General features: G+C 67.1%; 27 protein-coding genes and 1 riboswitch. Of the genes, 10 read left to right on the plus strand and 17 right to left on the minus strand.

Annotated features, from left to right (window positions below):
- Window positions 1–795, plus strand: coding sequence for a HesA/MoeB/ThiF family protein (locus tag ACM9HJ_RS08185; RefSeq protein ID WP_416571341.1), 795 nt, complete (start codon window positions 1–3; stop codon window positions 793–795).
- 136 nt (window positions 796–931) lie between these two features.
- Window positions 932–1,354 (plus strand): hypothetical protein, encoded by a 423-nt coding sequence (locus tag ACM9HJ_RS08190; RefSeq protein ID WP_416571217.1) that lies wholly within the window; start codon window positions 932–934, stop codon window positions 1,352–1,354.
- Between the two features lie 7 nt (window positions 1,355–1,361).
- Here the strand turns inward: ACM9HJ_RS08190 and ACM9HJ_RS08195 are convergent, their stop codons facing one another.
- Both ACM9HJ_RS08195 and aceA read right to left on the minus strand, forming a co-directional pair.
- On the minus strand, window positions 1,362–1,508 hold the full coding sequence (locus tag ACM9HJ_RS08195) for a hypothetical protein (RefSeq protein WP_416571218.1): 147 nt from the start codon (window positions 1,506–1,508) through the stop codon (window positions 1,362–1,364).
- Between the two features lie 420 nt (window positions 1,509–1,928).
- Window positions 1,929–3,215 carry an isocitrate lyase gene (gene aceA / locus ACM9HJ_RS08200; protein WP_416571219.1) on the minus strand — a complete coding sequence of 429 codons (1,287 nt, stop codon included), beginning with the start codon at window positions 3,213–3,215 and terminating at the stop codon, window positions 1,929–1,931.
- Window positions 3,216–3,458: 243 nt separating this feature from the next.
- Here aceA and ACM9HJ_RS08205 point away from each other — a divergent pair, with 243 nt between their 5' ends.
- Both ACM9HJ_RS08205 and ACM9HJ_RS08210 read left to right on the plus strand, forming a co-directional pair.
- Entirely contained in the window at window positions 3,459–3,851 is a 393-nt protein-coding gene (locus ACM9HJ_RS08205) for a hypothetical protein (protein WP_416571220.1), read from the plus strand.
- 5 nt (window positions 3,852–3,856) lie between these two features.
- On the plus strand, window positions 3,857–5,299 hold the full coding sequence (locus tag ACM9HJ_RS08210) for a helix-turn-helix domain-containing protein (protein ID WP_416571221.1): 1,443 nt from the start codon (window positions 3,857–3,859) through the stop codon (window positions 5,297–5,299).
- Window positions 5,300–5,338: 39 nt separating this feature from the next.
- Here the strand turns inward: ACM9HJ_RS08210 and ACM9HJ_RS08215 are convergent, their stop codons facing one another.
- Genes ACM9HJ_RS08215 through ACM9HJ_RS08235 form a run of 5 tightly spaced genes read right to left on the minus strand, consistent with a single transcriptional unit; the run spans window position 5,339 to window position 8,857 of the window.
- Window positions 5,339–6,052 carry a capsid assembly protein gene (locus ACM9HJ_RS08215; protein ID WP_416571222.1) on the minus strand — a complete coding sequence of 238 codons (714 nt, stop codon included), beginning with the start codon at window positions 6,050–6,052 and terminating at the stop codon, window positions 5,339–5,341.
- Between the two features lie 11 nt (window positions 6,053–6,063).
- Window positions 6,064–6,330 (minus strand): hypothetical protein, encoded by a 267-nt coding sequence (locus ACM9HJ_RS08220; RefSeq protein WP_416571223.1) that lies wholly within the window; start codon window positions 6,328–6,330, stop codon window positions 6,064–6,066.
- A complete protein-coding gene (locus ACM9HJ_RS08225; protein ID WP_416571224.1) occupies window positions 6,323–7,816 on the minus strand; it encodes a portal protein in 1,494 nt (497 codons plus the stop codon). The genes ACM9HJ_RS08220 and ACM9HJ_RS08225 overlap by 8 nt, the downstream gene beginning before the upstream one ends.
- A gap of 4 nt (window positions 7,817–7,820) precedes the next feature.
- A complete protein-coding gene (locus ACM9HJ_RS08230; RefSeq protein ID WP_416571225.1) occupies window positions 7,821–8,474 on the minus strand; it encodes a hypothetical protein in 654 nt (217 codons plus the stop codon).
- The gene (locus ACM9HJ_RS08235) at window positions 8,471–8,857 is read right to left on the minus strand and encodes a hypothetical protein (RefSeq protein ID WP_416571226.1); all 387 of its coding nucleotides are present in this window, start codon (window positions 8,855–8,857) and stop codon (window positions 8,471–8,473) included. Before ACM9HJ_RS08235 ends, ACM9HJ_RS08230 begins: the two co-directional genes overlap by 4 nt.
- A 135-nt stretch (window positions 8,858–8,992) precedes the next feature.
- On the opposite strand from ACM9HJ_RS08235, the gene ACM9HJ_RS08240 reads away from it, so the two are divergent.
- Window positions 8,993–9,646, plus strand: a complete 654-nt coding sequence (locus ACM9HJ_RS08240) for a S24 family peptidase (RefSeq protein WP_416571227.1) — start codon at window positions 8,993–8,995, stop codon at window positions 9,644–9,646.
- Window positions 9,647–9,840: 194 nt separating this feature from the next.
- A complete protein-coding gene (locus tag ACM9HJ_RS08245; protein ID WP_416571228.1) occupies window positions 9,841–10,146 on the plus strand; it encodes a hypothetical protein in 306 nt (101 codons plus the stop codon).
- On the opposite strand, the gene ACM9HJ_RS08250 is transcribed toward ACM9HJ_RS08245, so the two are convergent.
- Genes ACM9HJ_RS08250 through ACM9HJ_RS08265 form a run of 4 tightly spaced genes read right to left on the minus strand, consistent with a single transcriptional unit; the run spans window position 10,147 to window position 13,508 of the window.
- Window positions 10,147–11,016 carry a hypothetical protein gene (locus ACM9HJ_RS08250; RefSeq protein WP_416571229.1) on the minus strand — a complete coding sequence of 290 codons (870 nt, stop codon included), beginning with the start codon at window positions 11,014–11,016 and terminating at the stop codon, window positions 10,147–10,149.
- Window positions 11,013–12,095 carry a glycosyltransferase family 4 protein gene (locus tag ACM9HJ_RS08255; protein ID WP_416571230.1) on the minus strand — a complete coding sequence of 361 codons (1,083 nt, stop codon included), beginning with the start codon at window positions 12,093–12,095 and terminating at the stop codon, window positions 11,013–11,015. The genes ACM9HJ_RS08250 and ACM9HJ_RS08255 overlap by 4 nt, the downstream gene beginning before the upstream one ends.
- Window positions 12,092–12,505 carry a 6-pyruvoyl trahydropterin synthase family protein gene (locus ACM9HJ_RS08260; RefSeq protein ID WP_416571231.1) on the minus strand — a complete coding sequence of 138 codons (414 nt, stop codon included), beginning with the start codon at window positions 12,503–12,505 and terminating at the stop codon, window positions 12,092–12,094. Before ACM9HJ_RS08260 ends, ACM9HJ_RS08255 begins: the two co-directional genes overlap by 4 nt.
- Before the next feature lie 10 nt (window positions 12,506–12,515).
- Window positions 12,516–13,508, minus strand: a complete 993-nt coding sequence (locus tag ACM9HJ_RS08265) for a zinc-dependent alcohol dehydrogenase (RefSeq protein WP_416571232.1) — start codon at window positions 13,506–13,508, stop codon at window positions 12,516–12,518.
- Between the two features lie 170 nt (window positions 13,509–13,678).
- Between ACM9HJ_RS08265 and ACM9HJ_RS08270 the strand changes: the two genes are divergently transcribed.
- Entirely contained in the window at window positions 13,679–15,505 is a 1,827-nt protein-coding gene (locus ACM9HJ_RS08270; protein ID WP_416571233.1) for an ABCB family ABC transporter ATP-binding protein/permease, read from the plus strand.
- A gap of 4 nt (window positions 15,506–15,509) precedes the next feature.
- Here ACM9HJ_RS08270 and ispG read toward each other — a convergent pair whose 3' ends face one another.
- From ispG to metZ, 6 genes are all read right to left on the minus strand, one after another.
- Window positions 15,510–16,631, minus strand: coding sequence for a flavodoxin-dependent (E)-4-hydroxy-3-methylbut-2-enyl-diphosphate synthase (gene ispG, locus ACM9HJ_RS08275; RefSeq protein WP_416571234.1), 1,122 nt, complete (start codon window positions 16,629–16,631; stop codon window positions 15,510–15,512).
- A gap of 27 nt (window positions 16,632–16,658) precedes the next feature.
- Window positions 16,659–17,030, minus strand: coding sequence for a helix-turn-helix domain-containing protein (locus ACM9HJ_RS08280; protein WP_416571235.1), 372 nt, complete (start codon window positions 17,028–17,030; stop codon window positions 16,659–16,661).
- A 3-nt stretch (window positions 17,031–17,033) separates the two neighbouring features.
- The gene (locus tag ACM9HJ_RS08285) at window positions 17,034–17,330 is read right to left on the minus strand and encodes a type II toxin-antitoxin system HigB family toxin (protein ID WP_416571236.1); all 297 of its coding nucleotides are present in this window, start codon (window positions 17,328–17,330) and stop codon (window positions 17,034–17,036) included.
- Entirely contained in the window at window positions 17,330–18,496 is a 1,167-nt protein-coding gene (locus tag ACM9HJ_RS08290) for a helix-turn-helix domain-containing protein (RefSeq protein WP_416571237.1), read from the minus strand. The genes ACM9HJ_RS08285 and ACM9HJ_RS08290 overlap by 1 nt, the downstream gene beginning before the upstream one ends.
- Window positions 18,497–18,613: 117 nt before the next feature.
- Window positions 18,614–20,917 carry a phosphoenolpyruvate--protein phosphotransferase gene (ptsP, locus tag ACM9HJ_RS08295; RefSeq protein WP_416571342.1) on the minus strand — a complete coding sequence of 768 codons (2,304 nt, stop codon included), beginning with the start codon at window positions 20,915–20,917 and terminating at the stop codon, window positions 18,614–18,616.
- A 181-nt stretch (window positions 20,918–21,098) separates the two neighbouring features.
- On the minus strand, window positions 21,099–22,304 hold the full coding sequence (metZ, locus tag ACM9HJ_RS08300) for an O-succinylhomoserine sulfhydrylase (protein WP_416571238.1): 1,206 nt from the start codon (window positions 22,302–22,304) through the stop codon (window positions 21,099–21,101).
- 59 nt (window positions 22,305–22,363) lie between these two features.
- A riboswitch (SAM riboswitch) is annotated at window positions 22,364–22,443 on the minus strand.
- A 153-nt stretch (window positions 22,444–22,596) separates the two neighbouring features.
- On the opposite strand from metZ, the gene ACM9HJ_RS08305 reads away from it, so the two are divergent.
- The 3 genes from ACM9HJ_RS08305 (at window position 22,597) to secB (ending at window position 24,136) form a co-directional block, all read left to right on the plus strand.
- Window positions 22,597–23,166: a hypothetical protein gene (locus tag ACM9HJ_RS08305; protein WP_416571239.1), complete on the plus strand. Its 570-nt coding sequence runs from the start codon at window positions 22,597–22,599 to the stop codon at window positions 23,164–23,166.
- Window positions 23,167–23,178: 12 nt separating this feature from the next.
- Complete coding sequence (locus ACM9HJ_RS08310) at window positions 23,179–23,538, plus strand: DUF1428 domain-containing protein (RefSeq protein WP_416571240.1); 360 nt, start codon at window positions 23,179–23,181, stop codon at window positions 23,536–23,538.
- An 88-nt stretch (window positions 23,539–23,626) separates the two neighbouring features.
- Window positions 23,627–24,136 carry a protein-export chaperone SecB gene (secB, locus tag ACM9HJ_RS08315; RefSeq protein WP_416571241.1) on the plus strand — a complete coding sequence of 170 codons (510 nt, stop codon included), beginning with the start codon at window positions 23,627–23,629 and terminating at the stop codon, window positions 24,134–24,136.
- Window positions 24,137–24,144 lie beyond the last annotated feature (8 nt).

Genomic DNA, 24,144 nt, shown 5'->3' on the forward strand with positions numbered 1-24,144 from the left:
CTGGACCTGACCGACAGCCAGATCGACCGTTATGCCCGCCATATCATGCTGCGCGAGGTCGGTGGGGAGGGGCAGTCGAAGCTGCTTTCATCTTCCGCCCTGATCGTCGGTGCCGGCGGGCTGGGTGCCCCGATGCTGCTGTATCTGGCGGCGGCCGGGGTGGGACGAATCGGCATTGTCGATGATGATGTGGTCGACCTGTCCAATTTGCAGCGCCAGGTGATCCATGACACGGCCGGTATCGGCGTGGCCAAGGTGGACAGCGCCGCCGCCCGCATCGCGGCCATCAATCCCGACGTGAAGGTGGAGATCCACAGGACCCGCCTAAACCGGTCCAATGTGCTGGATATCGTGGGCCAATATGACGTGGTGGCCGACGGCACCGACAATTTCGCCACGCGCTTCCTGTTGAACGATGCCTGCTATCTGGCGGGCAAGCCGCTGGTCAGTGCCGCCATGCTGCGCTTCGACGGGCAGTTATCGACCTTCAAGGCGCATCTGGGCGATCCGCACCCCTGCTATCGCTGCATTTTCCGCGAGCCGCCGCCGCCCGGCATGATCCCGTCCTGTTCGGAGGGCGGGGTGCTGGGCGCTTTGGCCGGATCGATGGGGAGCCTTCAGGCGGTTGAGGTGTTGAAGGAGTTGCTGGGCATCGGCGATAGCCTGTCCGGCCGGCTGTTGATGTATTCGGCGCTTGAGACCAGTTTCCGCACCGTGAAAATCCGCCGCGATCCCGACTGCCCCACCTGCGGTACAAATCCCACCTACGTTGATCTTTCGCACCATCCGTTCTGAAACGATAGTTCGGTGCCCTTAATCGCCGGCGCTGCATCCGCAGCTTGGCTTTCGCGCCACGTGGCGCGCGGCGGCAGTCGCCGTCGAAGCGGCGCCCGGATGTCTGGAAACCGCTGCAACCGACGGGGAGCATTCGATGTCTGACGGCAAATGGGGCCTGGCGCTGGTGATCCAGTCCGGGGGCTTCGACCGTGTGCATTACGCCCTGGTGACGGCCGCCGCGGCCGTGGCCACGGGCAGGCCCGTCACCCTGTTCTTCACCGGCCGCGCCCTTCCGGCCCTGCTGGACCGCGAGGGCTGGAAGCGGCTGGATTTCTCCGATGACGGCACCAGCCCGGAGGCGCGCGACGCCACCCTGGCCCATCGCGGCGTCGGCACGTTCGAGGAATTGCTGACCGGCTGTGCCGAACTGGGCGTGACCTTCCTGGCCTGCGAGATGGGCTGGCGGGCGCTGGGCATCCGGGAACCGGTATTGCGCCAGGGCCTGGAGGTGGAGACAACCGGCATGGTCAGCCTGCTGGGCCGCGTGCGGCCGGGGGATCAGTTGCTGTTCGTGTAACGGGGACTCAGTCCCTGTCCGCAGCCGGAAACCAGACCATATACGCGCTGTCGCCGGCACTGACGGCGACCCATTCACCTGCTTCCATCACCGGCCCGTTGGGGACCGCGATTTCCTGATCTTCTTTCGGGGAAAGGGTGGCAAAGCCGTCCATGGGCATTCTCCTGTAAAAAGTCAGATGCGATGGTTTCAAATGGGTGATGCCGGCGCCTTTGGAAGGGGGGGAGACATGACGACGCACCGCCCCACCCCTGTCGCCGGGTTGAGCGGTGCGTCATCATCCTGGGGATCGAACCCGGGGCCCGGCGAACCGGACCCCGGAAGGACCAAAGGCAAGAGCGCTGCCCCGGTCCCGATTTGAAAGGGCCCCTGGCTGTCACGATCCGGAGGGGTCGGCGATCCATCGCGCCGTCCGCCGGCTTTCCGCCGCCCCCTCCCATCCAGCGCGGAGGGAGGCGGAAAGGTTTCAGCCCTGGGGCCAAGAGCCTGGGGAAAGGATGCAGCCCCTAACCCCGGCGGACCCGTCACCCTGTTCAGGAAGGATGACGGATCGATTTGAGAAGTCTGGAGCCGATCAATGGAACTGGTCGGTCTCGGTGCTGTCCTTCATGGCGGTCGTCGAGGACGTGCCGCCGGAGATGGCCACGGCCACCGCGTCGAAGTAACCGGTACCCACTTCGCGCTGGTGCTTCACGGCGGTGAAGCCCTGGTCGGCGGCGGCGAATTCGCGCTGCTGCATCTCGGAATAGGCGGCCATGCCGCGCTCCTTGTAGCCCTTGGCCAGTTCGAAGGTGGCCAGATTCAGGCTGTGGAAGCCCGCGAGGGTCACGAACTGGTACTTGTAGCCCATGGCGCCCAGCTCGGCCTGGTACTTGGCGATGGTCGCCTCGTCCAGGTTGGCCTTCCAGTTGAAGGAGGGCGAGCAGTTATAGGCCAGCATCTTGCCGGGGAACTTCTTGTGCACGGCCTCGGCGAAGCGGCGGGCGTCGTCCAGGTTCGGCTTGGAGGTTTCCCACCACATCAGGTCGGAATAGGGGGCGTATTCCAGGGCGCGGGCGATGCAGTAATCGACGCCGACACCCTTCTTGATGCGGAAGAAGCCTTCCGGCGTGCGGTCGTTGCGGTCGATGAACGGGTGATCGCGTTCATCGATGTCGCTGGTGATCAGCTGCGCCGACTCGGCATCGGTGCGGGCCACGACCAGGGTGGAGGTGCCGCAGACATCGGCGGCCAGACGGCCGGCATTCAGGGTGCGGATGAACTGCTGGATCGGGATCAGCACCTTGCCGCCCAGATGGCCGCACTTCTTCTCCGACGCCAGCTGGTCCTCGAAATGGACGGCGGCAGCACCGGCCTCGATCATGCCCTTCATCAGCTCGAACGCGTTCAGCGGGCCGCCGAAGCCGGCCTCGGCGTCGGCGATGATCGGTGCGAACCAGTAGGTGTCGCCCTTGCCTTCGGCCGTCTGGATCTGATCGGCGCGCTGAAAGGCATTGTTGATGCGCTTCACGACGGCCGGGACGGAGTTGGCGGGGTACAGCGACTGGTCGGGATACATCTGGCCGGCCAGATTGGCGTCGGCCGCGACCTGCCAGCCCGACAGGTAGATGGCTTCCAGGCCGGCCTTGACGTGCTGCAGGGCCTGGTTACCCGTGAAGGCGCCCAGCGTATGGACGTACGGGCGGGTGTGCAGCAGTTCCCACAGGCGGCGGGCACCCATTTCGGCCAGCGTGTATTCGATCTTCACCGAGCCGGACAGCTTGCGCACATCCTCGGCCGTGAAGTCCCGCTTGATGCCGTCATAGCGCTTGGCGTGAACGGCGGCGAGATCGATGCTCTGGGCTTGGTCCAACGGGGACATCTCTCAACTCCTGGCCTGGTGGGGCTCTCTGGGTGTCTCTCGGGAAGGGCTGTTTGATCGCACGGTCCCGTTTGTGGGTTTGGTGTGCGGTGCAGCGCCGTTGAGATGAACATGGAGTGGAGACAGAAAATGATCAATACGGTGTTGTTCGTAAAATAGTGTTGCTGTCACAGTCTGTAATGACCATTGCTGTCATGTTGTAAAGTTTGTAAATTGACAATGCGCAACGGAGAGGGACGGGCCATGAAGACCATCGCGGACAAGCTGGGTTTCAAGTCGGGAAAGCGGGCCTGGATGGTGAATGCGCCTGAAAATCTCAGCGCAATCATTGGATTGCCTGTGGTGCGGCCCGAGGGTGACATTGACCTGCTGCTGGGTTTCGCCATCGATCAGGCAGCCCTGGAGACGGTCTGTGACCGGGTCCTGCCGATTTACAAACGTGGCGGCAGCTTATGGTTCGCACACCCGAAGAAAAGCGGGTCGATCAGGAGCGATCTTTCCCGCGATGCGGGATGGCAGAGACTGACGGCGGCCGGCCTGATCCCCGTCACCCAGATCGCGCTGGATGATGACTGGTCGGCCCTGCGCTTCCGTTATCGGGACGAGGTGAAGAACATCACCCGTAAGGAAGGCTGAGGTCCATGTCCGAGAAGAAGGCCATGCTGGGCCACAAGGTCCGCCGCCTGCGCCGTGATCTGAAGATGACCCAGGCGCAGATGGCGGAGGAGATCGGCGTCTCCCCCAGCTATCTGAACCTGATCGAGGCCAACCAACGCCCCCTGACCGTGCCGCTGCTGCTGAAGATCGCGTCGGTCTACGGCATCGACATGGCCAGTTTCGCCGAGGATGACGAGACGCGGCTGGTGGCCAGCCTGCGGGAGGTGTTCGCGGATCCGCTGTTCGAGACGGGCGACATCAAGGGCCAGGACATGAAGGAGGTGGCGGCGGCCGCCCCCAATCTGGGCCATGCCGTCGTGGCGCTGTACCGTGCCTTCCGCGAGGCGCGGGAGGATCTGGGGGCGCTGGCGGAGAAGGTGGCCGACCGCGACAAGTTGCAAGTCATGGGCGCCCAGGCCTTCCCGCAGGAGGAGGTGTCTGAATTCTTCCAGGCCGAACAGAACCATTTCCCCGACCTGGAAACCGCCGCCGAAAGCCTGTGGATCGATGGCGATCTGGATAGCGGCAACCTGTACGGCACCTTGGCCGCCTATCTTCAGAAGAAGCATGGCGTGCGTGTGCGCCTGATGCCGACAGAGGTGATGGGCGGGGCCATCTGTCGCTATGACCGGCATTCCAAAAGGGTGCTGATCTCCGAAATGCTGGACCCGGCCGGCCGCACCTTCCAACTGGCCAGTCAGGCGGGACTGCTGGGTCAGACGGCGTTGATCGATGCCGCCGTGGGCCGCGGCAATTTCAGCCATGAGGAGGCGCGGCGACTGGCAAGGGTAGGCCTGGCCAATTATTTCGCTTCCGCAATAATGATGCCCTATGGCCGGTTCCTGACCGCGGCCAAGGAGGTTCGTTACGATATTGAAATCCTGTCCCGGCGTTTCGTGGCCAGTTATGAGCAGGTCTGCCACCGCCTGACCTCGCTGCAACGGCCGGGTGCCAAGGGTGTGCCGTTCTTCTTCGCCCGGGTCGATCCGGCGGGCAATATGTCGAAACGGTTCAGTGCCGCGTCCGGTTTCCATTTCGCCCGATTCGGCGGCGCCTGCCCGCGCTGGCATGTGCATGACGCCTTCCGCCGGCCGGGCGTGATCCAGACGCAGCTGGCCCGCATGCCGGACGCCGCCGCCTATTTCTCCATCGTGCGCACGGTGGAGAAGCCGGGCGGCGGCTGGAAGCAGCCGGCACGGCAATTCGCGGTGGCCATCGGCAGCGATCTGGCCCATGCGGGACAGCTGGTCTATGCCGATGGAATGGACCTGTCGAACGTGGATGCGGCCACACCCATCGGCGTGAATTGCCGCATCTGTCCGCGGATGGACTGCACCCAGCGCGCCTTCCCCCCGCTCTCCCACCGCTTGGCGGTGGATGAGCATATCAGGGGCGTTTCCAGCTATGTCAGCGTGGGGGCGGTGTAGGGGCGTGCATAAGCGTCAGCGCATGCGACGCCCCCTCTCTTAACCCCCATAGGCCCGGCGGAACCCGTCCGTGACCTTGGCGATGAAGGCGGGGTCGCGGTCGCGCCAGTAGCGGGGATCGGCGATCATGCGGTTCAGGTCGGTGACCTGGCCCACCCCATCGCCCTCCGCGCCGGGCCGTAGCGGCTTGGGTTCCCCGCCGCCATCCTGCATCAGCCGGTGCAGGGCCAGCACGCCATCGGCCGTGCCCGACAGGGCATCCAACAGCGGGGCAGGCAGGTTGCGGCTGCCCCAGGCCAGGAGCTGGCCCGACAGGTCGCGCCATTTCTCCTGCCCGCCGAAATGGCCGACCAGTTTCTCCAGCTCGGCTTCCGCCTGGAAGCCGGCGGCCATCTCCTGCAATAGCGGCAGCAGCCGTTCCGCCGCCAGATCATAGAGCAATTGCGCCTGATCGGGCGTATAGCCGGCGCCGAACAGGCGGCTGTTGATCTCCGCATCCGGTTCGAACATTCCGTGGTCGCAGCGGATGCAGTAATCCTCCGCGCTGGCCGGCATGCCCAGCAGGGCCAGGGCCTTGGCCTTCTCCGCAGCCGGGTCGGGCGGGGTGGACAGCTTGCGTTCCAGCTCCTGGTACGATTTCAGCAGCGCTTCCACCCGGACGGTGCCTGTCTCCGGGTCCCAGAACTTCACCGGCACATGGTCGGGGCGGGCGGGGATGGTGGCCGTCGGCGTCTCGATATCGGTCGCATCCATGGCGATCTCCTTCAGAGGATGGGGGGAAGGGGGGACAGGCCGCCGCGCGCGGCCAGATGGCGAAGGGTCAGGACCAGGGCCCGCTGCCCTTCCAGATGGCGCAGCCGCGCCTCCGTCACGTCGGGGCCGGGGGTGGTGGCGAGTGTCACGCGGGTCAGGTGGGACAGCAGCAGGGCGCCATCGGTGCCGGCAAACAGCCGGGCGCAGGCGACGGCCAGCTGATCCTCGGGCACCGTATCGGCAACGGGTTCGGCCCAGGGCCAGCCGGGATCAGCCATCGCTCCCCTCCACCGCCGGCAGGGGCCGGACCAGGGTGGGGGGCACGCCCGCCGCATCGGCCAGGAACCGGGCGCAGGCGGGCAGGTCGACGACGGACAGGGCATCCGGCCCCAGGGTGGCCACGCTTTCCAGCCAGCGCAGGGTGGCCTCCGCGTCACGCTGTGCCTGAGCGCGGGCCAGGGGCGACAGGATGCGGATCAGCACCTGCCGTCCGTCGGCGGCGATGTCGGGGATCAGCCCGCGCCGGCGCAGGATGGACAGGCAGCGCCGTACCAGCGGCACCAGCAGTTCCGATTGCAGCCGCCCGAAGGTGGCGCCCAGCAGGCGGGCCATCTCGGCCCCGCGCTCCAGCACCTCCGTCGCCGTCATGCGCGGCCCGTCCACGGGGGCCAGCCGGTCGGCCAGCAGGGCATGGCGGATGCGCCGGCGCAGATCGTCCAGCACCAGCTGGCTGACGTCGAAGCGCCCCGGGCTGGCCAGCGGCGTCAGCCCGGCCGATCCCACCGCCTTGGGGATGATGGTGCCGGGCACCAGCCGGATGGCGCCGGGGTTCAGCACCCCGTCATCATCCGCCTGCCAGATGCCGGTAACGGCGATCGACGCGTTCTTCAGCACCAGTTCGACCACCTTGTTGGCGGTCTTGATGTCGGGCAGGGCCTTCATCACCGGGCTGCGGCCATAGGTTTCGCCGGGCGCCTTCAGCCAACGGAAGGCGATGAAAGGCATCTCGGCGAAGCGACCATCGGCCAGCAGCACCGCCTCCCCCTCCTCCAGCACCACCCGCCAGCGCCAGGCGGCACCTTCCGCCATCACCGATTCGATGATGGCGAAGCGGCGGGCGGGATCGGCGGCACCGTCGCGCTTCACCGGCTCCGGTATACGCTCCACCGGCACGCGGGCGGCCAGCTCAGCCAGGGTCAGGCGCTGGCGGCGGTGGAGATGGTCCAGGCGGCCCTCCTCCCCTTCCTCCAGCACCAGATCGTGCAAGGGCACGGCGGTGAAACGCAGGGCCGACGGGGCGCCGGGGGCGGCCTCCTCCACCAGCAGGCAGCCGGTGCCGCCGGTGACCACATCCAGAAATGCCTGATGTGCCTCCACCGCGAAGTTGGACCGGTCGATCTGGGCATGGAACGTGCCGGCCGCTTCCAGCAGCAGGGGCGACAGCCGGGTGGCCAGGTCCTCCTCCAGCGCCGGGCCGGGGGTCAGCCCCATCCAGCGCGACCAGGGCGGCGTCAGCTGCGCCAGCAGGGAGGCGGCCAGCTGGTCCACGGCATCGGCAGCGGTGGCGTCGTAAAGCCGGTCGCCGCGCCGCGCGCCAGGTGTGGCGCCGGTATCGAAGCCGGCATGCTGGGGCAGGGCATGCTCATAGCATTCCCGCCATAAGGGTTCCCAGGCGGCGCGGCGGGCGGCGGCGCGGGCATGGCGGTCCAGCAGCGATGCCGCCTGCGGGTCGGGCGCTGCCGGGGCTGGGGGCTGTGACTGCATCTTCCTATTCCCCCAGCAGCGTCTTGCGGGCGGGTGCCAGGGTGCCGGGGGCCAGCACCCCGCGCCATCCGGTCAGCACAGTGCCGGCCCGGCCGGCGGTGCGGCGCAACAGGCTCTGTTCCCCCGCCGTGGACAGCGGGTCGGGGCTGGTCACGGCGGCGGGTGAGGCCGGGGCGGCAGCGGGCACGGAAGCAGCCACAGGCACGGCTGCGGCGGGGGCTGCCGCCGTGGCGCGGGGTTTGGGCGAGGAGACGAGGCGGGCCAAGATTGCGCACTCCTTCTTCTGGGGGATGGGCGGGGCGCCGCCCAGATGGCGGTAGAGCTGCCAGGGGGTCTGGACATGGGCGGCGCGGATGCCCAGCACCCGCTTGGCCACCGTCACGCAGGTGAAGGGGGCCAGCGGCCATTGCACGGGCAGGGGCGGGCGGAGGACGGCCGCCAGAACGATGTGCCCACGGGCGCGGAACCAGGCGGCCAGGTCGGCATCGGCGGGCAGGGGGTGGAATTCCACCTCCAGCTGCGTGGACAGCGGGTCCAGCGTGACCCAGCCGCCGGGCATGGGCAGGGCCAGGAAGACGTGGCGGAAACCGGGCTTCAGCCAGCGCAGCCAGGCGATCTCCGTCTCATGGCAGAAGACCAGCAGCGCCGGCCCCCTCACCGCACGATCCCCTTCTCGCGCAGGACCGGCGCCAGGGCGGACAGGGCCTCCACCCACAGCGCATGGTCGCGCATCTCGCGCCGCCTGTCGGGCTCCGGTGCCATCTGGCGGCGGCCATAATGGGCCAGGACCAGCAGATGATCGCGCAGCAACCGGCGCCGGCGGTAGAGCCGGTCCACCATGCAGAGGATGTCGCCCGGTTCGCACGGACGGGTGACCAGCCCCTGGCCGGCCCGCACCCGCGCGCCGGTCAGCTTGGCCTCATGCGCCGGGACAAACCAGAGCCACGCCTCCTCCGCGCTGTCGAACGGCGTGGTCTCGGTGGGCGGCAGCGGCGGCAGGGCCCGCGGGCGCGGGCCCGGGACGGGTCTGTGCAGGGTCATTCCAGGTCTTTCGGCTGGCCGCATTCCGCGGCTTGGGGAAATTTACCTCAGAACTACATGTTTAAATTCCTAAGTCAAGGGTATAATGAAAATTATCCTAGGGACAGGGGGTGAGGTTTCTGGGATAACACTCCCATGCTCAAGCATGCAGACATATGGCGGGCCATCGACCGGCTGGCGCAGCGACATGGCCTCTCCGCTTCCGGTTTGGCCAAGCGCGGCGGCCTGGATCCGACCACCTTCAACAAGTCCAAGCGCATGACGCCGGACGGCAAGCTGCGCTGGCCGTCGACAGAAAGCATCGCCAAGGTGCTGGAGGCGACGGGCAGCAGCTTCACCGATTTCGTCGGCATGACGGGCGAGGGGGCGGGGATCGGAGAGGTGCCGGTGGCCGTGGCCGCCCTGCGCCGCGTGCCGGTCATCGGCTATGCCCAGGCCGGCAATGACGGCTATTTCGACGATGCCGGCTATCCGGCCGGCAATGGCTGGGACGAGCTGGAATTCCCCCATGTCGCCGACGATCATGCCTATGCGCTGGAAGTGTCGGGCGACAGCATGGAGCCGGTCTATCGCGACGGCGACATCATCGTCGTCTCTCCCGCCGCGTCCCTGCGTCGGGGCGACCGTGTCGTGGTCCGCACGCGCGACGGAGAGGTGATGGCCAAGCAGCTGGCGCGTCAGACCGCCAACCGGCTGGAACTGACCTCGCTGAACCGGGCCCATCCCGACCGGTCGCTGGCCATGGGCGACGTGTCCTGGATCGCCCGTATCATGTGGGCCAGCCAGTAGGGGCTGTGCGCCCCGCGACCCCCAAGCGCTTGTGGCGGTACCCCTCCCTTGTCCCATTATGGCGACTCGAGTCGCAGGACAGGTCGGGAGTCGGATTCCTTGGCTTGATTGTCCTAGGATTTTATTCATTGACCTGATGGCGAGGCACCACCTATCCTGCCGGGAAGCCCCTTTCCACGGCCGGAGTCGCCCCCATGTCGCCGTTGCCTACCCCATCCGCGCCCGATGCGGGCACCCTTCTGGATGATCTCCATGCCCGATATGACGGGCGTCCCCCGCGTGACCGGCGGCTTGTTGCCCTGGCGGCTGGGGATGCTGTCCTGGCAGGGGTGGCATCGCAAGCGCAGTGCGACCGGCTGCTGGCGGAGGGGATGGCGGCCCGCATGGCCTTGGCCCGGCGGCGCAGACAGCTGCCAGCGGCCGACGCGCCGGGCGACCCCTGGCTGGAGCGGCTGGTGGGGGCGCTGCGTGATGCCAGGGACGGGCTGGTCGCGGGCTGATTACCGCCGTGCCAGCACGTCCAGGTGCCCGACCATCAGCCGCGCCCCCTGTTCGCTGGCCAGTGTGCTGCGGCGTTCGGCCCAGGCGTGGATGCGGGCGGCGCTGCCGGGGTCCTGCTCGCCCGCCGCCTTCTCGTATCCGGCGATCATGGCCAGATGCGCGGCGATCTGCTTGGGCCCGATCTTCCAATCGGCCTGGGCGGTTTCCACCTTGTATCCGGCCCCTGTCAATGCTGTGACCAGTGCCGCGGGTGCCGCCGGCCCCAGGGCCGCACCGCCCAGGCCCTTGGCCCGGCCCATATGGGTGTGGAACAGGTCCAGGACGAACCCGTCATCCTCATCCGGGATGGAGAATTCCACCCGCCCGTCCACGGTCAATGTGGCCAGCAGCGGCGGGAAGCCACAGCCGGCCAGCTCCTTGACGAACCGGTCCAGCCAGGGCTGCGACACCAGGTCGAACAGGGCCTTGGCGGTGACGCCGTCATACTGGTTCAGGCCCAGCTCCACCGGGTCCTGGGCCAGATCGAAGCTGCGCATCTCCACCCGCACGGCCATGTCGTCGCAGGTAATCATGTAGGCGCGGCGCTGTTCCTTGTGTTCCCAGCCATTGCGGTCGGCCCAGCGGCCGATCTCCCCCGGCGCCTTGGCCAGCAGCTTGCGGTCCTTCTCGATCAGGGTCCAGTCCTGCTCGCCACGCCCCAGCTTCATGGCCAGCTGGCGGACATTGCTGCCGGTACCGGCCCCCAGGTCGATGATCATCGGATGCTGCGGCAGGACACGGCCGAAGGCCCAGGCCAGCCCCACGGCGCGCGCTGCCTCGTCCAGCGGTTCGCGCAGGCGCAGCCATTCGGGTTCGAAGTCAAGATTCATGCCGTCGTCCGATCATCTTCCCTGGAAACCAGCATGCCGGAGAGTGCCGAGCGTATCAACGCCACAGACTGTTGCCAGGACGGTAACGCCGCACCCTGTCGCCGGGCCGCCACGCGGGCCGCCGACAGGGCAGCGGGATCGGACAGCAGCCTTTCGAAGGCGGCCGCCAGTGCCGCTACATCACCCGGTGGCACCACGGCCCCGGCCTCCGCCGACACCACTTCGGCCAGGCCACCGGCGTCGGTGACGACACAGGGCAGACCGCGTTTCAGCGCGTCGGCCGCCACCATGCCATAGCCTTCATGGAAGCTGGGCAGGGTGAACAGGTCGGCCGCCTGCCATTCGGCCTCCAGCGCCGTCCCCGACAATTCCCCCACCATGCGCACCCGATCACCCAGCCCATGGCTGGCGACGGCTTGCGTGATGGCGGCCGCCTGTCCGGGATGGCGGGCATCGCTGCCCACCAGGACCAGCCGCCAGGGCAGGTGCTTGACTTTCGCCAGGGCTTCGACCAGCACCAGATGCCCCTTGCGCGGGGTCAGGGTGGCGACGCACAGGATGGTGGGGATGGCGTCACCGCTGCCTTTGGCTGGTTCGGCCGGATCGGTGCCGGGATTGGCGATGGTGATGCGCTCCGCCGGCACCGACAGGTCGATGACACCCTGTTGCGTGGTGCGCGAGGGCACGATGACGTGGCGCATATGGGACAGGGCGTCGCGTTCGATGCGGAACAGCGTGTCGGCCTGTTCCGGCGTCAACCCGTTTTCCAGATGCAGCGGATGATGCACCAATGCTGCAAAGCGCAGGCGGTAGCGGTCGACCCAGACGGCATGCGCCGACACGGGCAGGGCCAGACCGTCGATCAGCACAAGATCGCCGTCAGGGATGGCGGCCATGATGGCGTCGGCGGCGGTGCGCGACGCCTCGTCCACGAAGGGATGCGGCCCCGGCAGTTCATGCAGTGCGACCGGCACGCCCAGGTCGCGCAGGCCTGCCAGCAATTGGCGCAGATAGAAATAGCCGCCGGTCAGCTGGTTGATGTCGCCGGGGCAGATGATGTGCAGCGTCCGGCCCCTCATTTGGCCCCCTCGTTCAGCGGCGCGTCATAGGCGCCCCAGGCGACATGGCTTTCCGACAGGGTGATGCGCAGGCTGTCCAGCGCCGGCCCGTCCGCCCCGAGCGCGCCTGCCCGGATGCCGGCCGCCAGCTTGCGATGGATATCGCCGGCCAGGAATTCGGTGGTGGTGTTGCGGCCCTTGAATTCCGGCAGCTCGTCCAAATTCTGGTAATTCAGCGGCGCCAGCACATCCTTCAGCAGCACCGACGCCGCCCCGATATCGACCACCAGCCCTTCCGGCGACAGCTGCCGGCGGCGGAATTCAGCATCCACGACGAAGGTGGCGCCGTGCAACCCCTGGGCGGGCCCGAAGATGGCACCCACGAAACTATGCGCGATCATGATGTGCTCGCGCACCGACAGCAGATACATGGCAGTCCTTTCAGGGAACGGAGCGCTGGTAGCGGACGACGGGACAACCGAAGGGCAGGGTGGAAAGTTCCGCCATGGCCCTGGGTAGATCGACGAAATCGATGCGCGGGCCCAGCAGCATATCCAGAACCGGGTCGGCCAGCAGCGACAGGGCCTTGTCCAGGCGCCGCGACAGGGTCCAGCGCGGGCGGAAGGCGGGTGACACCTTGCCCACCTGCGATGAGATGATACGCAGCCGGCCGGGATGGAACGTGCCGCCCAGCGACAGGGTGATGGGCCGGTCGCCATACCAGGACGCCTCCACCACCGTCGCCTCTTGCCCCGCCAGACGCAGGGCGGTGTTCAGGCCCTCACCGGTGGCGCTGGCATGGACGACCAGGTCACAATCGCCGGTCTCCACCTGGTCCGGCGTCACGAAGCGGGCACCGAAGGTGCTGGCCATCTCGGCGCGGGCGGGATCGATATCGACCAGGGTGACCTCCGCCCCCGGCATGCGAGCGGCGAGATATGCTGCCAGCCCGCCGACAATGCCGCCGCCGACCACGGCGATACGCTGACCGGGAGCCGCCCCGCCATCCCACAGGATGTTCAGCGCGGTCTCCATATTGGCGGCCAGCACAGCGCGTTCGGTGGGCACATTGTCGGGTACGGGGCGACAGCCCTCCACCGACACCACGGCCACATCCTGGTGCGGGTGCAGGGAGAAGACGCGGCGGCCGGCCAGATTGGCGGGGCCGTATTCGGCGATGCCGACCAGGGCATAGCCGTACTTCACGGGTCCGGGGAAATCCCCGTCCTGGAAGGGGCAACGCATGATGGGCTGCAGCTCCGCCGGCACCCCGCCGCGGAACACCAGCGACTCGGTGCCCCGGCTGATGCCGCTGGCCAGGGTCCGGATCAGCACATCGCCCGCCAGCGGTTCCGGCAGTTCCTGCTGGCATAAGGCCCCCTTGCCGGGGGCGAGCGTCCAGAAGGCGGTGGCACGGTCGGGCAAAGGCGGCATGCGCGGGCGACCTCCATGAAAGGGGAGTTAGGATAAGGGAGAAGCGATGACGGAATAAAGCGCGCTCAAGGTCGGATGGCAGCCATGACGAGTGACCGCGCTGTCATTGCCTGCGGTTCCAGCCATATCATCCCTTCCCACCCCCGCGCCTCCCCAAATCCCGGACCATCATGCGCCGTCACGACCGCCCTTCCGGCCAGGACACTTCCCTTGCCAAGACCCAGCGCCTGTCCGATGGGCAGGTGCTGCGCCAGCTTCTGCCCTATCTCTGGCCGGCGGGGCAGACCGGGATCAAGGTGCGGGTGGTGACAGCACTCTTGTTCCTGGCGGCGGCCAAGGCGGCCAACGTTTCCATCCCCGTCTGGTACAAGGGGGCCGTCGATGCCCTGACCGCCGGTGGTGGTGTGGCCACCAACCCGGCCATTGCGATCCCGGTGGGCTTCATCCTGGCCTATGGGCTGGCCCGCGTGCTCAGCCTGGCCTTCGGGGAATTGCGCGACGCCATCTTCGAACGGGTCAGCCAGCGGGCCATGCGGGTGGCCGCCCTGAACGTCTTCCAGCACCTGCATGCCCTGTCGCTGCGCTTCCATCTGGAACGGCAGACGGGGGGCTTGAGCCGGGTGGTGGAGCGGGGCACCAAGGCCATCGACAGCCTGTTGGGCACGTCCTTGTTCAACGTGCTGCCGACCCTGCTGGAGATCGTGCTGGTCACCGGCATCCTCTGGCACCTGTTCGATATCCGCTTCGCTGCCGTCACCTTCGGCACCGTGGCCGGCTATATCTGGTACACGATCGCTGTCACCAACTGGCGCACCCGCATCCGCCGCGACATGCTGGATGCCGATACCCGCGCCAGTGCCCGGGCCATCGACAGCCTGTTGAATTACGAGACGGTCAAATATTTCGGGAACGAGGCGTTCGAGGCGCGGCGATACGACAAGGCGCTGCTGGCCTATGAGAATGCCGCCGTGCGCACCCAGTCGTCTCTGTCGCTGCTGAATGTCGGCCAGGGAATCATCATCGCGGTCGGCGTGGTTACCGTGATGTGGATGGCGGCCGACGGCATCATCCAGGGCAGCCTGACCATCGGCGATTTCGTGCTGGTGAACACCTATCTTCTGCAGCTCTACCAGCCGCTGAACATTTTCGGCTTCGTCTATCGCGGCATCAAGGAATCCTTGAACGAGATGGAGCGGATGTTCGAACTGCTGGCCGTGAACCGCGAGGTGCAGGACGCCCCCGGCGCGCCGGCCCTGGCCACGCAGGGAGGTGAGGTGCGGTTCCAGGGTGTGGAATTCGCCTATGACACCCGCCGGCCCATCCTGAAGGGGCTGGATTTCACCATCCAGGCCGGCCATACGGTGGCCGTGGTCGGGCCGACGGGGGCCGGAAAATCCACCCTGTCACGCCTGCTCTATCGCTTCTACGACACCACGGCCGGCAGCATCCTGATCGACGGGCAGGATGTGCGGGGCGTGACGCAGGAGAGCCTGCGCGGTGCCATCGGCATCGTCCCGCAGGACACGGTGCTGTTCAACGACACGATCCGCTATAACATCGCCTATGGAAGGCCGGGTGCGGAGCAGGCGGAGCTGGAGCGCGTGGCCGAGGCGGCGCAAATCCTGGATTTCATCAAGGCCCTGCCCGATGGCTGGGACACGATGGTGGGGGAACGCGGGCTGAAGCTGTCGGGTGGGGAGAAGCAGCGCGTGGCCATCGCCCGCACCCTGCTGAAGGACCCGCCCATCCTGATCCTGGACGAGGCGACATCGGCGCTGGACACCCATACGGAGCGGGAAATCCAGGCGGCCTTGGGCGACGTGGCGCGCGGCCGCACCACCCTGGTCATCGCCCACCGCCTGTCCACCGTGGTGGATGCCGACGAGATCATCGTGCTGGAAGCCGGCCGCATCGCCGAACGTGGCAGCCACGCGGCCCTGCTGGCGCTGGGCGGGGCCTATGCGGCGCTGTGGGCCAAGCAGCAGGAGGTGGTGTGAGGGGTCAAACCTTCGCCGCCTCGATCTCTGCCGCCTTGGCCTCGACCAGCTTCACCAGATGGTCGACGATGCCCTCATCCTTCAGCCGGTGGGCCGGCAGGCCGCCCAGATAGACCTGATGCGTGCCCTTGCCGCCGCCGGTGAAGCCGATATCGGTCATGGTGGCCTCGCCCGGGCCATTGACGATGCAGCCGATGACGCTGACCGTCAGTGGCGTGGTGATATGGGCCAGCCGTTCCTCCAGCACCTCCACCGTCTTGATCACGTCGAACTGCTGGCGGGCACAGGACGGACAGGAGATGACGGTGACGCCCCGGCGGCGCAGGCCCAGGCTTTTCAGCATCTCGTACCCGACCTTCACCTCTTCCACCGGATCGGCGGAAAGGGAGACGCGGATCGTGTCGCCGATGCCCGACCAGAGCAGCATGCCCAGGCCGATGGAGGATTTCACCGTGCCGGCGCGCAATCCACCGGCCTCGGTGATGCCGATATGCAGGGGATAATCGCAGGCTTCCGCCAGCCCTTGATATGCTGCGACGGCCATGAACACGTCGGACGCCTTGACCGAGATCTTGAAGTCCCGGAAGTCGTGGTCTTCCAGAATCTTGGCGTGGGTAAGGGCGCTTTCCACCAGCGCATCGGGGCAGGGCTCGCCATAGCGTTCCAGCAACTCGCGTTCCAGGCTGCCGGCATTGACGCCGATGCGCATGGAGCACCCGTAATCCCGTGCCGCCTGCACCACCTCGCGCACGCGTTCCGCCGACCCGATATTGCCGGGATTGATGCGCAGGCAGGCCACGCCGGCCTTCGCCGCCTCGATGGCGCGGCGGTAATGGAAATGGATGTCGGCGACGATGGGGATCTGTGCGGCCCGCACGATCTCCGGCATGGCGGCCGTGCTCTCCTCATCGGGGCAGGAGACGCGGACGATGTCGCACCCTGCCTCCTCGATCCGCCGGATCTGCTCGATCGTCGCCTTGGCATCGGCCGTGACCGTGTTGGTCATGGTCTGAACGGTGATCGGCGCGTCACCGCCCACCAGTACGGAACCCACCCGCACCTGGCGGGACTTGCGGCGCATGATCTGGCGCCAGGGGCGATGGGCGGCGGCGTCGTGGTTGCTCATGATGCTGGAAGGTCGCTTCTCTGGGGGTCAGGCGGCGCGGGAAACCGGATAGGGACGCACCAGGATATCGGTCGGAATGTGCAGCCCGGCGGAAAGTCGCCGGATCATGGTCAAGGTCAGGGGGCGGCGGCGGTTCAGGATATCCATTACCCGTCCCCGGCCGATCATCGGCTCCAGATCGCCTGGGCCGAGGCCGCGCTGTTCCATCATGAACAGGATGGCGCTGACCGGGTCGCTGGGCGGGATCGGGTGGCTGGCCTCCTCATAGGCTTCCACCAGGGTCAGCAGCACTTCCAGCCGCGCCCCGTCCGGCGTATCGGGGGCGGTACCCCACAGACGGTCGATCTCGGCCAGTGCCGCCGAATGATCGTCGTCGGAGCGGATAGGACGGATTTCCATGCCTCAGACCTCCCTGACGTCGATGCGATCATAGTCGGCGTGTGTGCCGACCCACTTCACATAGAGTGTCCGGTAGCGATAGTCGATGCTCGCCACCAGACGATATTTGTTACCCGCTATGTTGAAGACGATGCGGTCGCCCACGAAGGAGGCGGACCGGAACTGCGCCTTTACGGAGGCAGTATCCGCCCAATCGGCCCGCCGGACAATGTTGTACCAGTCGGTCAGCGGCGCCTCGCTATCGCCCCGTCCCGGCTTTTCCCAATGCTCCCGCAGGCTTCGGCGCGAGATGATCCGCATTACCGTGCGGCCAGCGCCTCGGGCGCCAGCGGCACGCTGCGCATAACCTGGGACTTCGCCCCCAGCGGGGCAAGGTCGCGGCCGTCAAGGCTGACCACCAGACCGCCGGCATTGCCGGTGTTCAGCACCATGCCGGGCACGTCGGGTGCCTTGAACAGGTCGCCGCGGCGCAGGACGCGCGAGGCCCAGAGCGTGCCCTTGGCGTCGCGCACCTCGATCCAGCTATCTTCAACGGCGCGGATGGTGACGCGCACCTTGCCGTCGGCCTGACCGAAGACGCGGCCCGTGGGCACCACATTCTCCACCGGGGCCGGTGCGGCATTGGCGGCAGGACCGGCGGGGGCGGCCGGCGCCTCGCCGGCGGCCACCGGCTCCACGTCGGGCGTCACCGGCTCGGCGGCCGGGGCGGGGGCGGGGGCCTGACCAAGGTCGGGAAGCTGGGGAACCTCGCTATCCTCCTCCGTCGCCGGGCCCTGGGCCACGGGCGTGGTGTCGGTGGCGGGCAGGGGGGCGTCCGTTCCAGCCGGGGCAGGGGGGGAAGGCAAAGTGGCGGTGGTGGTCGACCCTACCTCCGGCGCCGAGGGGGACGACCCCTCCACCAGCGCTTCCACCTGGCCGGGATTGAGCACCTGGGTCTGAACGGGCGGCGGTTCCGGGATGGTGCCATCGCCATAGATCAGCTTGGACAGCCGTTCCGGCAATGCGGGCACCAGATCGCCCACCGATCGGTCGGATGCCGACAGCACGTACCAGCCGCCATAGACGCCGACGGCCAGCAAGGCCGCGATCAGCAGCACGGCACCGCCGGGCACCCGGCTTTCATTCACCGGTTCGGGGAAATACAGTTCCGGTGCCGGCTCATGCCCCGCCGCATCCTGCTTGAACCGCAGCAGTACGGCACCGGGGTCCAGCCCCACAATCTGGGCGTAGGAACGCAGGAAGCCGGTGGAATAGGCATGGCCCGGCAGGTCGGCCCAGCGCCCCTCCTCGATCGCTTCCAGGAAGTTCAGGCGGATGCGCAGGCTGGCGGCCAGATCGGGCAGGGCATAGCCCAACGCCTCGCGCCGCGCCTTCAGCGCCTCGCCCACATGGCGCGGGCCGGCCGGCACCGGGGTGCCCTCCGTTTCCGGAACCGTGGTGCCTCCGCCGTTCCGCAGGTCGCGCATGTCGTGCTGTCGTCCGTACTGGTCGCCCATCATTCCCCGCCGGCCTGGCCTTCGCCGCAAGCCCTTGTCTTAGCAACCGCCCGCCGGAGGCGCAACCCGCCCGGCCAGGGAAAGGGGTTACCCCAGAAGCACGCCATGATCGGCCGCATAGGCGCGCAGGTGCGGGCGCAGGCTGCGGACCGGCAGGTGATAGAGCCGGTCCATATAGGCCGCGACTTCCGCCACATGTACGGTGCGCAGCATGCCCTTCACCTCGAAAAAGGCGGGGGCGGACATGGACAGATGGCGCATGCCGACGCCCAGCAAGGCCATGGCCTCCAGCGGCTTGCTGGCCATCTCCCCGCACAGCGACAGGGTGACGCCGGCCGCGTCGCACTTCTCTACCAGCATCTTCAGCACGCGCAGCAGCGCCGGCGACAGCAGGTCGTAGCGGTTGTTCAGCATGGGATTGCCGCGATCGCTGGCGAACAGGTACTGCAACATGTCGTTCGATCCGACCGACATGAAATCGACCAGCGGCAGCAGCGCGTCCAACTGGAACAGCAGAGCCGGCACCTCCATCATCACGCCGACCTTCAGGTCGCGCGGGCCCGGTTGGCCTGCATTCTTCAGGCGCTTGACCTCCAAATCCAGGATGCGGCGAGCCTGCACGAATTCCGCCACGGTGGCCACCATGGGGAACATGATGCGCAGGTCGCGGCCGGCACCCGCCAGCAGCATGGCGCGCAGCTGTTTGCGCAGCATGGCCGGACGGTCCAGCCCGATGCGGATGGCGCGCCAGCCCAGTGCCGGGTTCTCTTCCCCCAGTTCCGGGAAATAGGGCAGGGCCTTGTCCCCGCCGACATCCAGGGTGCGGAAATTCACCGGCAGGTCGCCGGCTTCCGCCAGGACTTTGGTGTAATTGTCCAGCTGGGTCGCCACATCGGGATAGGAGGGGCGGACCATGAAGGGGATTTCGGTGCGGTACAGCCCGACCCCGTCCGCCCCGGTGCTGACCAGATGCGGCAGGTCGATCAGCAATCCACAATTCAGCATCAGCTTCACATCCTGCCCGTCACGGGTGACGGCGGGCAGGTCGCGCAGCTTGGCATATTCGGCCTGCCGGCGCTGGCGGGCGGCCAGGCTGGCCACGAAGACGGCCTGGATATCGTCGGCAGGGCGCACGAAGACCTGGCCGTTATCGCCATCGACGATCAGGAAATCCAGCGGCTCCACGCGGCGCAATATGTCGGCCGCCTGGCCCACGACGGGGATGTCCAGCGCACGCGCCACGATGGCGACATGGGAATAGGCCGACCCTTCCTCCAGCACCAGCCCGCGCAGGCGGCGGCGGTCGTAATCCAGCAGTTCGGCCGGACCCAGATTGCGAGCCACCAGCACGAATTCGTCGGGCAGGGTGCCGCCCGTGGCCACGACGGGCTTGCCGGCCAGATGCTGCAACAGGCGGTTGGTGATGTCGTTCAGGTCCAGCAACCGGTCGCGGATATAGGGATCGGCCACCTGCGCCATGCGGGTGGAATTGTCGTCCTGCACGCGCTGCACGGCGGCTTCCGCCGTCAGGCCGGACCGGATGGCCTCGCGGATGCGGTTCAGCCAGCCGCGGTCGGCGGCGACCATGCGATAGGTCTGCATGATCTCTGCATGTTCGCTGTCGGACTCGCCCACCGCGATCAGCATTTGGTCGATGGCCGAATGCATGCTGGTCACGGCTTCCTTCAGCCGCGCCAGTTCGGTATCCGGATCATCGGCCACCATCTGCCGGATGGTCAGCTGTGGCCGGTGCAGGACGGCCACGCCCATGCCGACGCCGCGGTTCAGGCTGGTGCCCTCCACGCGGGACGGCAGCAGCACCAGGTCGTTGACCATGGACAGCTCGCGGCTGTCCACCAACTCGCCCGCCACGACCAGTTCCGCCACGATCATGGCGATGGTCTGCAGCGTCTCCACCTCCTGCTCGTCATAATCGCGGCGATCCTTGTGCTGGATGGCCAGCACGCCGCGCACGCGGCCGCCGCGCAGGATGGGCACGGCCAGGAAGCCGTTGAACGGGTCTTCGCCGGTTTCCGGGCGATAGGCGAAATTGGGATGGCTGGGCGCATTGGCCAGCGCGATGGGCCGGGAATGGGCGGCCACATCGCCGATCAGACCCTCGCCCACCCGCATGCGGGTCTTGTGCACGGCGTCGGGGTTCAGACCGATGGTGGCGAACAGTTCCAGCACCTCGCCCGCGCGCATGACATAGCAGGAGCAGACGTCCGCCGCCATTTCATGGGCGATGGTCATGACGATCTTGTCGAGACGGTCCTGGGCCGACCCGCTGCCGGCCATGACGTCGCGCAATCGGGCCAGCAGGCGCCTGGCGCCTGCTACCGGATCGGGGCTCCGCCCCACCTCCGGCACAATCGCCGGGGTGCCGCTCATCATCGTCATGGCCTGACCAGTTCCATCCATGAAGCACCAGGCCCGACCCCCTGGATATGGGCGGCCGGATGGCTATCCCTACCACATGAAGCGCCGGGTCACACGGGCCGAATGCCGGTCACGGGTGCATAAATGGGGTGGCGCGGAGGATTAACCACTCCGCGCCGGCGGGCGGTCGCCCTTAGACCAGACTGTCGAGACCATGCTTCAGGTCGGCGATGATGTCGTCGGCATCCTCCAGCCCCACCGACAGGCGGATGGTGCCGGGGCCGATGCCCAGGATGGCCTTTTCCTCCACCGTCAGGCGCTGGTGCGTCGTGGTGGCCGGATGGGTGGCGAGGCTCTTCGAATCACCCAGATTGTTGGAGATCTTGACGATCTTTAGCCCGTTCAGCGTCGCGAAGGCGGCGGCTTTGGCATCGCCATTCACCGGCTTCAGGTGGAAGCAGATCAGGTTGCTGCCGCTGCTCATCTGCTTCTTCAGCAGGGCCCGCTGCGGATGGCTGTCCAGCCCGGCATAGAGCACACGCTCCACCGCCGGATGGGCCTCCAGGAAGGTGGCGACCTTGCATGCCGAGGCCGACTGCGCCTTCACCCGCAGTTCCAGCGTCTCCATGCCCTTCAGCAGGGTCCAGGCGTTGAAGGGGCTCAGCGCCGGGCCGGTGTGGCGCAGGAAGGGGGCGATCAGGGCCGCCACCTCGTCATCGCACAGTACCGCACCGCCCAGGCAACGGCCCTGGCCGTCGATATGCTTGGTGGCCGAATAGACGACGATATCCACGCCGTACTTCTTCGGCTTTTGCAGGACGGGCGTGGCGAAGACATTGTCGACCACGACGCGGGCCCCGGCCTTGTGCGCCAGCGGCACCACATGTTCCAGGTCCACCACCTCCAGGCAGGGATTGCTGGGCGTTTCCAGGAAGACCAGGTTGGTGGGTACCGACAGGGCCTTTTCCCACTCTTCCGGCCTGGTGCCGTCGATGATCACGCTTTCGATGCCGAAGCGCTTGGCGAGATCGCTGACGATATAGAGGCAGGAACCGAACAGCGCGCGGCTGGCCACCAGCCGGTCGCCGGCCTTCAGCAGGCCGAACACGGCGGCATGGACGGCGGCCATGCCGGACGCGGTGCCGAAGCAGCGTGGGTAACCCTCGTACTGTGCCAGCCGATCCTCGAACATGGCGACGGTGGGGTTGCGGAAGCGGGAATAGACGAAGCGCGAACCGTCATTGGCGAAGGCGGCCTCTGCCGCTTCGGCACTGCCATAGACGAAGCCGGAGGTCAGGAAGATCGCCTCGCTCGTCTCCTCGAACTGGGAACGGCGGGTGCCGCCATGCACCAGCAGGGTGGCGGAATTTAAATCGTCGGGCAGGTCGCTCATCGCCATGGTCCTTCAAAGCCTTCGACCGGTTCGATCGAGGCCCTGGTCGCGCCTTGCACGGCGTCCAATCCATGGCTTCGACCTTTTAGCAGCTTCTTTAAGACGTGGCCTGCAATCCGGTCACCAAATCACCACGTGGCAACGGTTAAATCCCGCCGGCCGGCACTTGTCAAGCCATGCCATTGCATGGAGACAACTCCATGGCCGGCCCTGCACCCCCTTGGTCGCCGCCCGCGATCGGCCTTAGGCTGGCGGGACAACCATTAACCATAAAGATCGACCGACAGGGGGTATCGACATGATCAAGCGTCTGGGGCTTGCGGCACTGGCGGCCGCCTTCATCCTGTTCTTCTGGGGCTTCTTCTGGTTCGGCATCTCGCCGCTGGTCAAACAGTCGCTGCAATCGTTGCCGGATGCGGCCAAGCCGGGCATCGCGGCCTTCGTGGATGCCAAGCTGGCATCGGGCACCTACATGTCGCCGGCCTATGATGACAGCACGCCGGAGATCACGGCGCGGACCATTGCCGATTATGCCGCCGGCCCGGTGGCGATGATCCATTACCGCAATGCCGGGGCGGGCTTCATGGACCCCGGCGTCATGGGCATGGGCTTTCTGCATTTCTTCGTCTCGGCCCTGCTGATCGGCTGGCTCTATCTGCGGGCCGGCGGGCCGCTGCCGGGCTTCCGCGACCGCTGGGCCTTCGTGGTCGGGGCGGGGTTGCTGATCGGGTTCGCCGGGCGGCTTTCGGAGCCGATCTGGTACCAGATGCCCTGGGGATTCTTCCTCTATTACGCCGCCTTCGACGTGACGGGCTGGGCGCTGGCCGGGCTGGCCATGGCCCGCATCCTGCGCCCGCAAACGGCCTGACGGAGACCGCCCATGTATGTCTGCGGCCTGGTGATCCCCGTGCCGGAGGAGAGGATGGAGGATTACCGGCGCTGGGCGGAACGCAGTGCCGCCTTCTTCAAGGAATATGGCTGCCTGGAAACGGTCGATGCCTGGGAAGACAATGTGCCTTCAGGCAAGCAGACCGATTTCAGGCGGGCCGTGGCGGCGCAGGAGGGGGAGAGGATCGTCTTCTGCTGGCAAATCTGGCCCGACAAGGCCACCCTGGACGCGGCGGAGGCGAGGATGCACGGGGACCCGCGCATGGATGTGGCCCCCGAAGACATCCCATTCGATGCACGGCGCCTGATCCTGGGTGGGTTCCAGGCGATTGTCACCATGGGGCGGGAGTAAGGGGGACGGCGCGGGGCCGGTTGCCGAACGGGTCTATTCCGTGCTAGGTCCCGCGCCAAACCCTTCACGCTTTTTTCCGGAGTTCCAGATGTCCGACGAGACGGTCAACCAGGCCGAAGACGCCGCCGAAGCCCAGTCCGCAGGCCCGGTGCCGCCGCTGGTCGTCAATATGCAATATGTGAAGGACCTGTCGTTCGAGAACCCGAACGCGCCGCGCATCCTGACCGGCGCCAGCGAGCAGCCCAAGATCGACCTGCAGGTCGACCTCCAGGCCCAGGGTCTGGCCGACAATGTCGCCGAAGTGCAGATCCGCCTGCGCGCCGAAGCCACGGTGGGCGAGGCCACGGCCTTCATCGCCGAGCTGGTCTATGCCGGTGTCTTCACCCTGCCGCCGCTGCCGGCCGACACGCAGCGCGCCGTGCTGCTGATCGAAGGGCCGCGCCTGCTGTTCCCCTTCGCCCGCCAGATCATCGCCGACGTCACGGCCCAGGGCGGCTTCCCGCCGCTGCTGTTGCAGCCGCTGGACTTCGTCGACCTGTATCGCCGCCAGGTCCTGGCCCAGCAGGGCGAGATCGGCGATGCCCAGGGCAACGCCTGATTTGTTTC

The sequence above is a fragment of the Niveispirillum sp. KHB5.9 genome, assembly GCF_048066115.1.
GTDB lineage: Bacteria > Pseudomonadota > Alphaproteobacteria > Azospirillales > Azospirillaceae > Niveispirillum.

Coding starts and splice junctions, on each gene's coding strand:
- ACM9HJ_RS08195 (WP_416571218.1), bottom strand. CDS start 1,508: ATGGACGGCTTTGCCACCCTTTCCCCGAAAGAAGATCAGGAAATCGCG.
- ACM9HJ_RS08210 (WP_416571221.1), top strand. CDS start 3,857: ATGTCCGAGAAGAAGGCCATGCTGGGCCACAAGGTCCGCCGCCTGCGC.
- ACM9HJ_RS08265 (WP_416571232.1), bottom strand. CDS start 13,508: ATGCCGCCTTTGCCCGACCGTGCCACCGCCTTCTGGACGCTCGCCCCC.
- ACM9HJ_RS08245 (WP_416571228.1), top strand. CDS start 9,841: ATGTCGCCGTTGCCTACCCCATCCGCGCCCGATGCGGGCACCCTTCTG.
- ACM9HJ_RS08285 (WP_416571236.1), bottom strand. CDS start 17,330: ATGCGGATCATCTCGCGCCGAAGCCTGCGGGAGCATTGGGAAAAGCCG.
- ACM9HJ_RS08260 (WP_416571231.1), bottom strand. CDS start 12,505: ATGTATCTGCTGTCGGTGCGCGAGCACATCATGATCGCGCATAGTTTC.
- ACM9HJ_RS08305 (WP_416571239.1), top strand. CDS start 22,597: ATGATCAAGCGTCTGGGGCTTGCGGCACTGGCGGCCGCCTTCATCCTG.
- aceA (WP_416571219.1), bottom strand. CDS start 3,215: ATGTCCCCGTTGGACCAAGCCCAGAGCATCGATCTCGCCGCCGTTCAC.
- ACM9HJ_RS08240 (WP_416571227.1), top strand. CDS start 8,993: ATGCTCAAGCATGCAGACATATGGCGGGCCATCGACCGGCTGGCGCAG.
- ACM9HJ_RS08280 (WP_416571235.1), bottom strand. CDS start 17,030: ATGGAAATCCGTCCTATCCGCTCCGACGACGATCATTCGGCGGCACTG.
- secB (WP_416571241.1), top strand. CDS start 23,627: ATGTCCGACGAGACGGTCAACCAGGCCGAAGACGCCGCCGAAGCCCAG.
- ACM9HJ_RS08310 (WP_416571240.1), top strand. CDS start 23,179: ATGTATGTCTGCGGCCTGGTGATCCCCGTGCCGGAGGAGAGGATGGAG.
- ACM9HJ_RS08190 (WP_416571217.1), top strand. CDS start 932: ATGTCTGACGGCAAATGGGGCCTGGCGCTGGTGATCCAGTCCGGGGGC.
- metZ (WP_416571238.1), bottom strand. CDS start 22,304: ATGGCGATGAGCGACCTGCCCGACGATTTAAATTCCGCCACCCTGCTG.
- ptsP (WP_416571342.1), bottom strand. CDS start 20,917: ATGAGCGGCACCCCGGCGATTGTGCCGGAGGTGGGGCGGAGCCCCGAT.
- ACM9HJ_RS08290 (WP_416571237.1), bottom strand. CDS start 18,496: ATGCGCGACCTGCGGAACGGCGGAGGCACCACGGTTCCGGAAACGGAG.
- ispG (WP_416571234.1), bottom strand. CDS start 16,631: ATGAGCAACCACGACGCCGCCGCCCATCGCCCCTGGCGCCAGATCATG.
- ACM9HJ_RS08270 (WP_416571233.1), top strand. CDS start 13,679: ATGCGCCGTCACGACCGCCCTTCCGGCCAGGACACTTCCCTTGCCAAG.
- ACM9HJ_RS08250 (WP_416571229.1), bottom strand. CDS start 11,016: ATGAATCTTGACTTCGAACCCGAATGGCTGCGCCTGCGCGAACCGCTG.
- ACM9HJ_RS08215 (WP_416571222.1), bottom strand. CDS start 6,052: ATGGATGCGACCGATATCGAGACGCCGACGGCCACCATCCCCGCCCGC.
- ACM9HJ_RS08225 (WP_416571224.1), bottom strand. CDS start 7,816: ATGCAGTCACAGCCCCCAGCCCCGGCAGCGCCCGACCCGCAGGCGGCA.
- ACM9HJ_RS08205 (WP_416571220.1), top strand. CDS start 3,459: ATGAAGACCATCGCGGACAAGCTGGGTTTCAAGTCGGGAAAGCGGGCC.
- ACM9HJ_RS08220 (WP_416571223.1), bottom strand. CDS start 6,330: ATGGCTGATCCCGGCTGGCCCTGGGCCGAACCCGTTGCCGATACGGTG.
- ACM9HJ_RS08255 (WP_416571230.1), bottom strand. CDS start 12,095: ATGAGGGGCCGGACGCTGCACATCATCTGCCCCGGCGACATCAACCAG.
- ACM9HJ_RS08235 (WP_416571226.1), bottom strand. CDS start 8,857: ATGACCCTGCACAGACCCGTCCCGGGCCCGCGCCCGCGGGCCCTGCCG.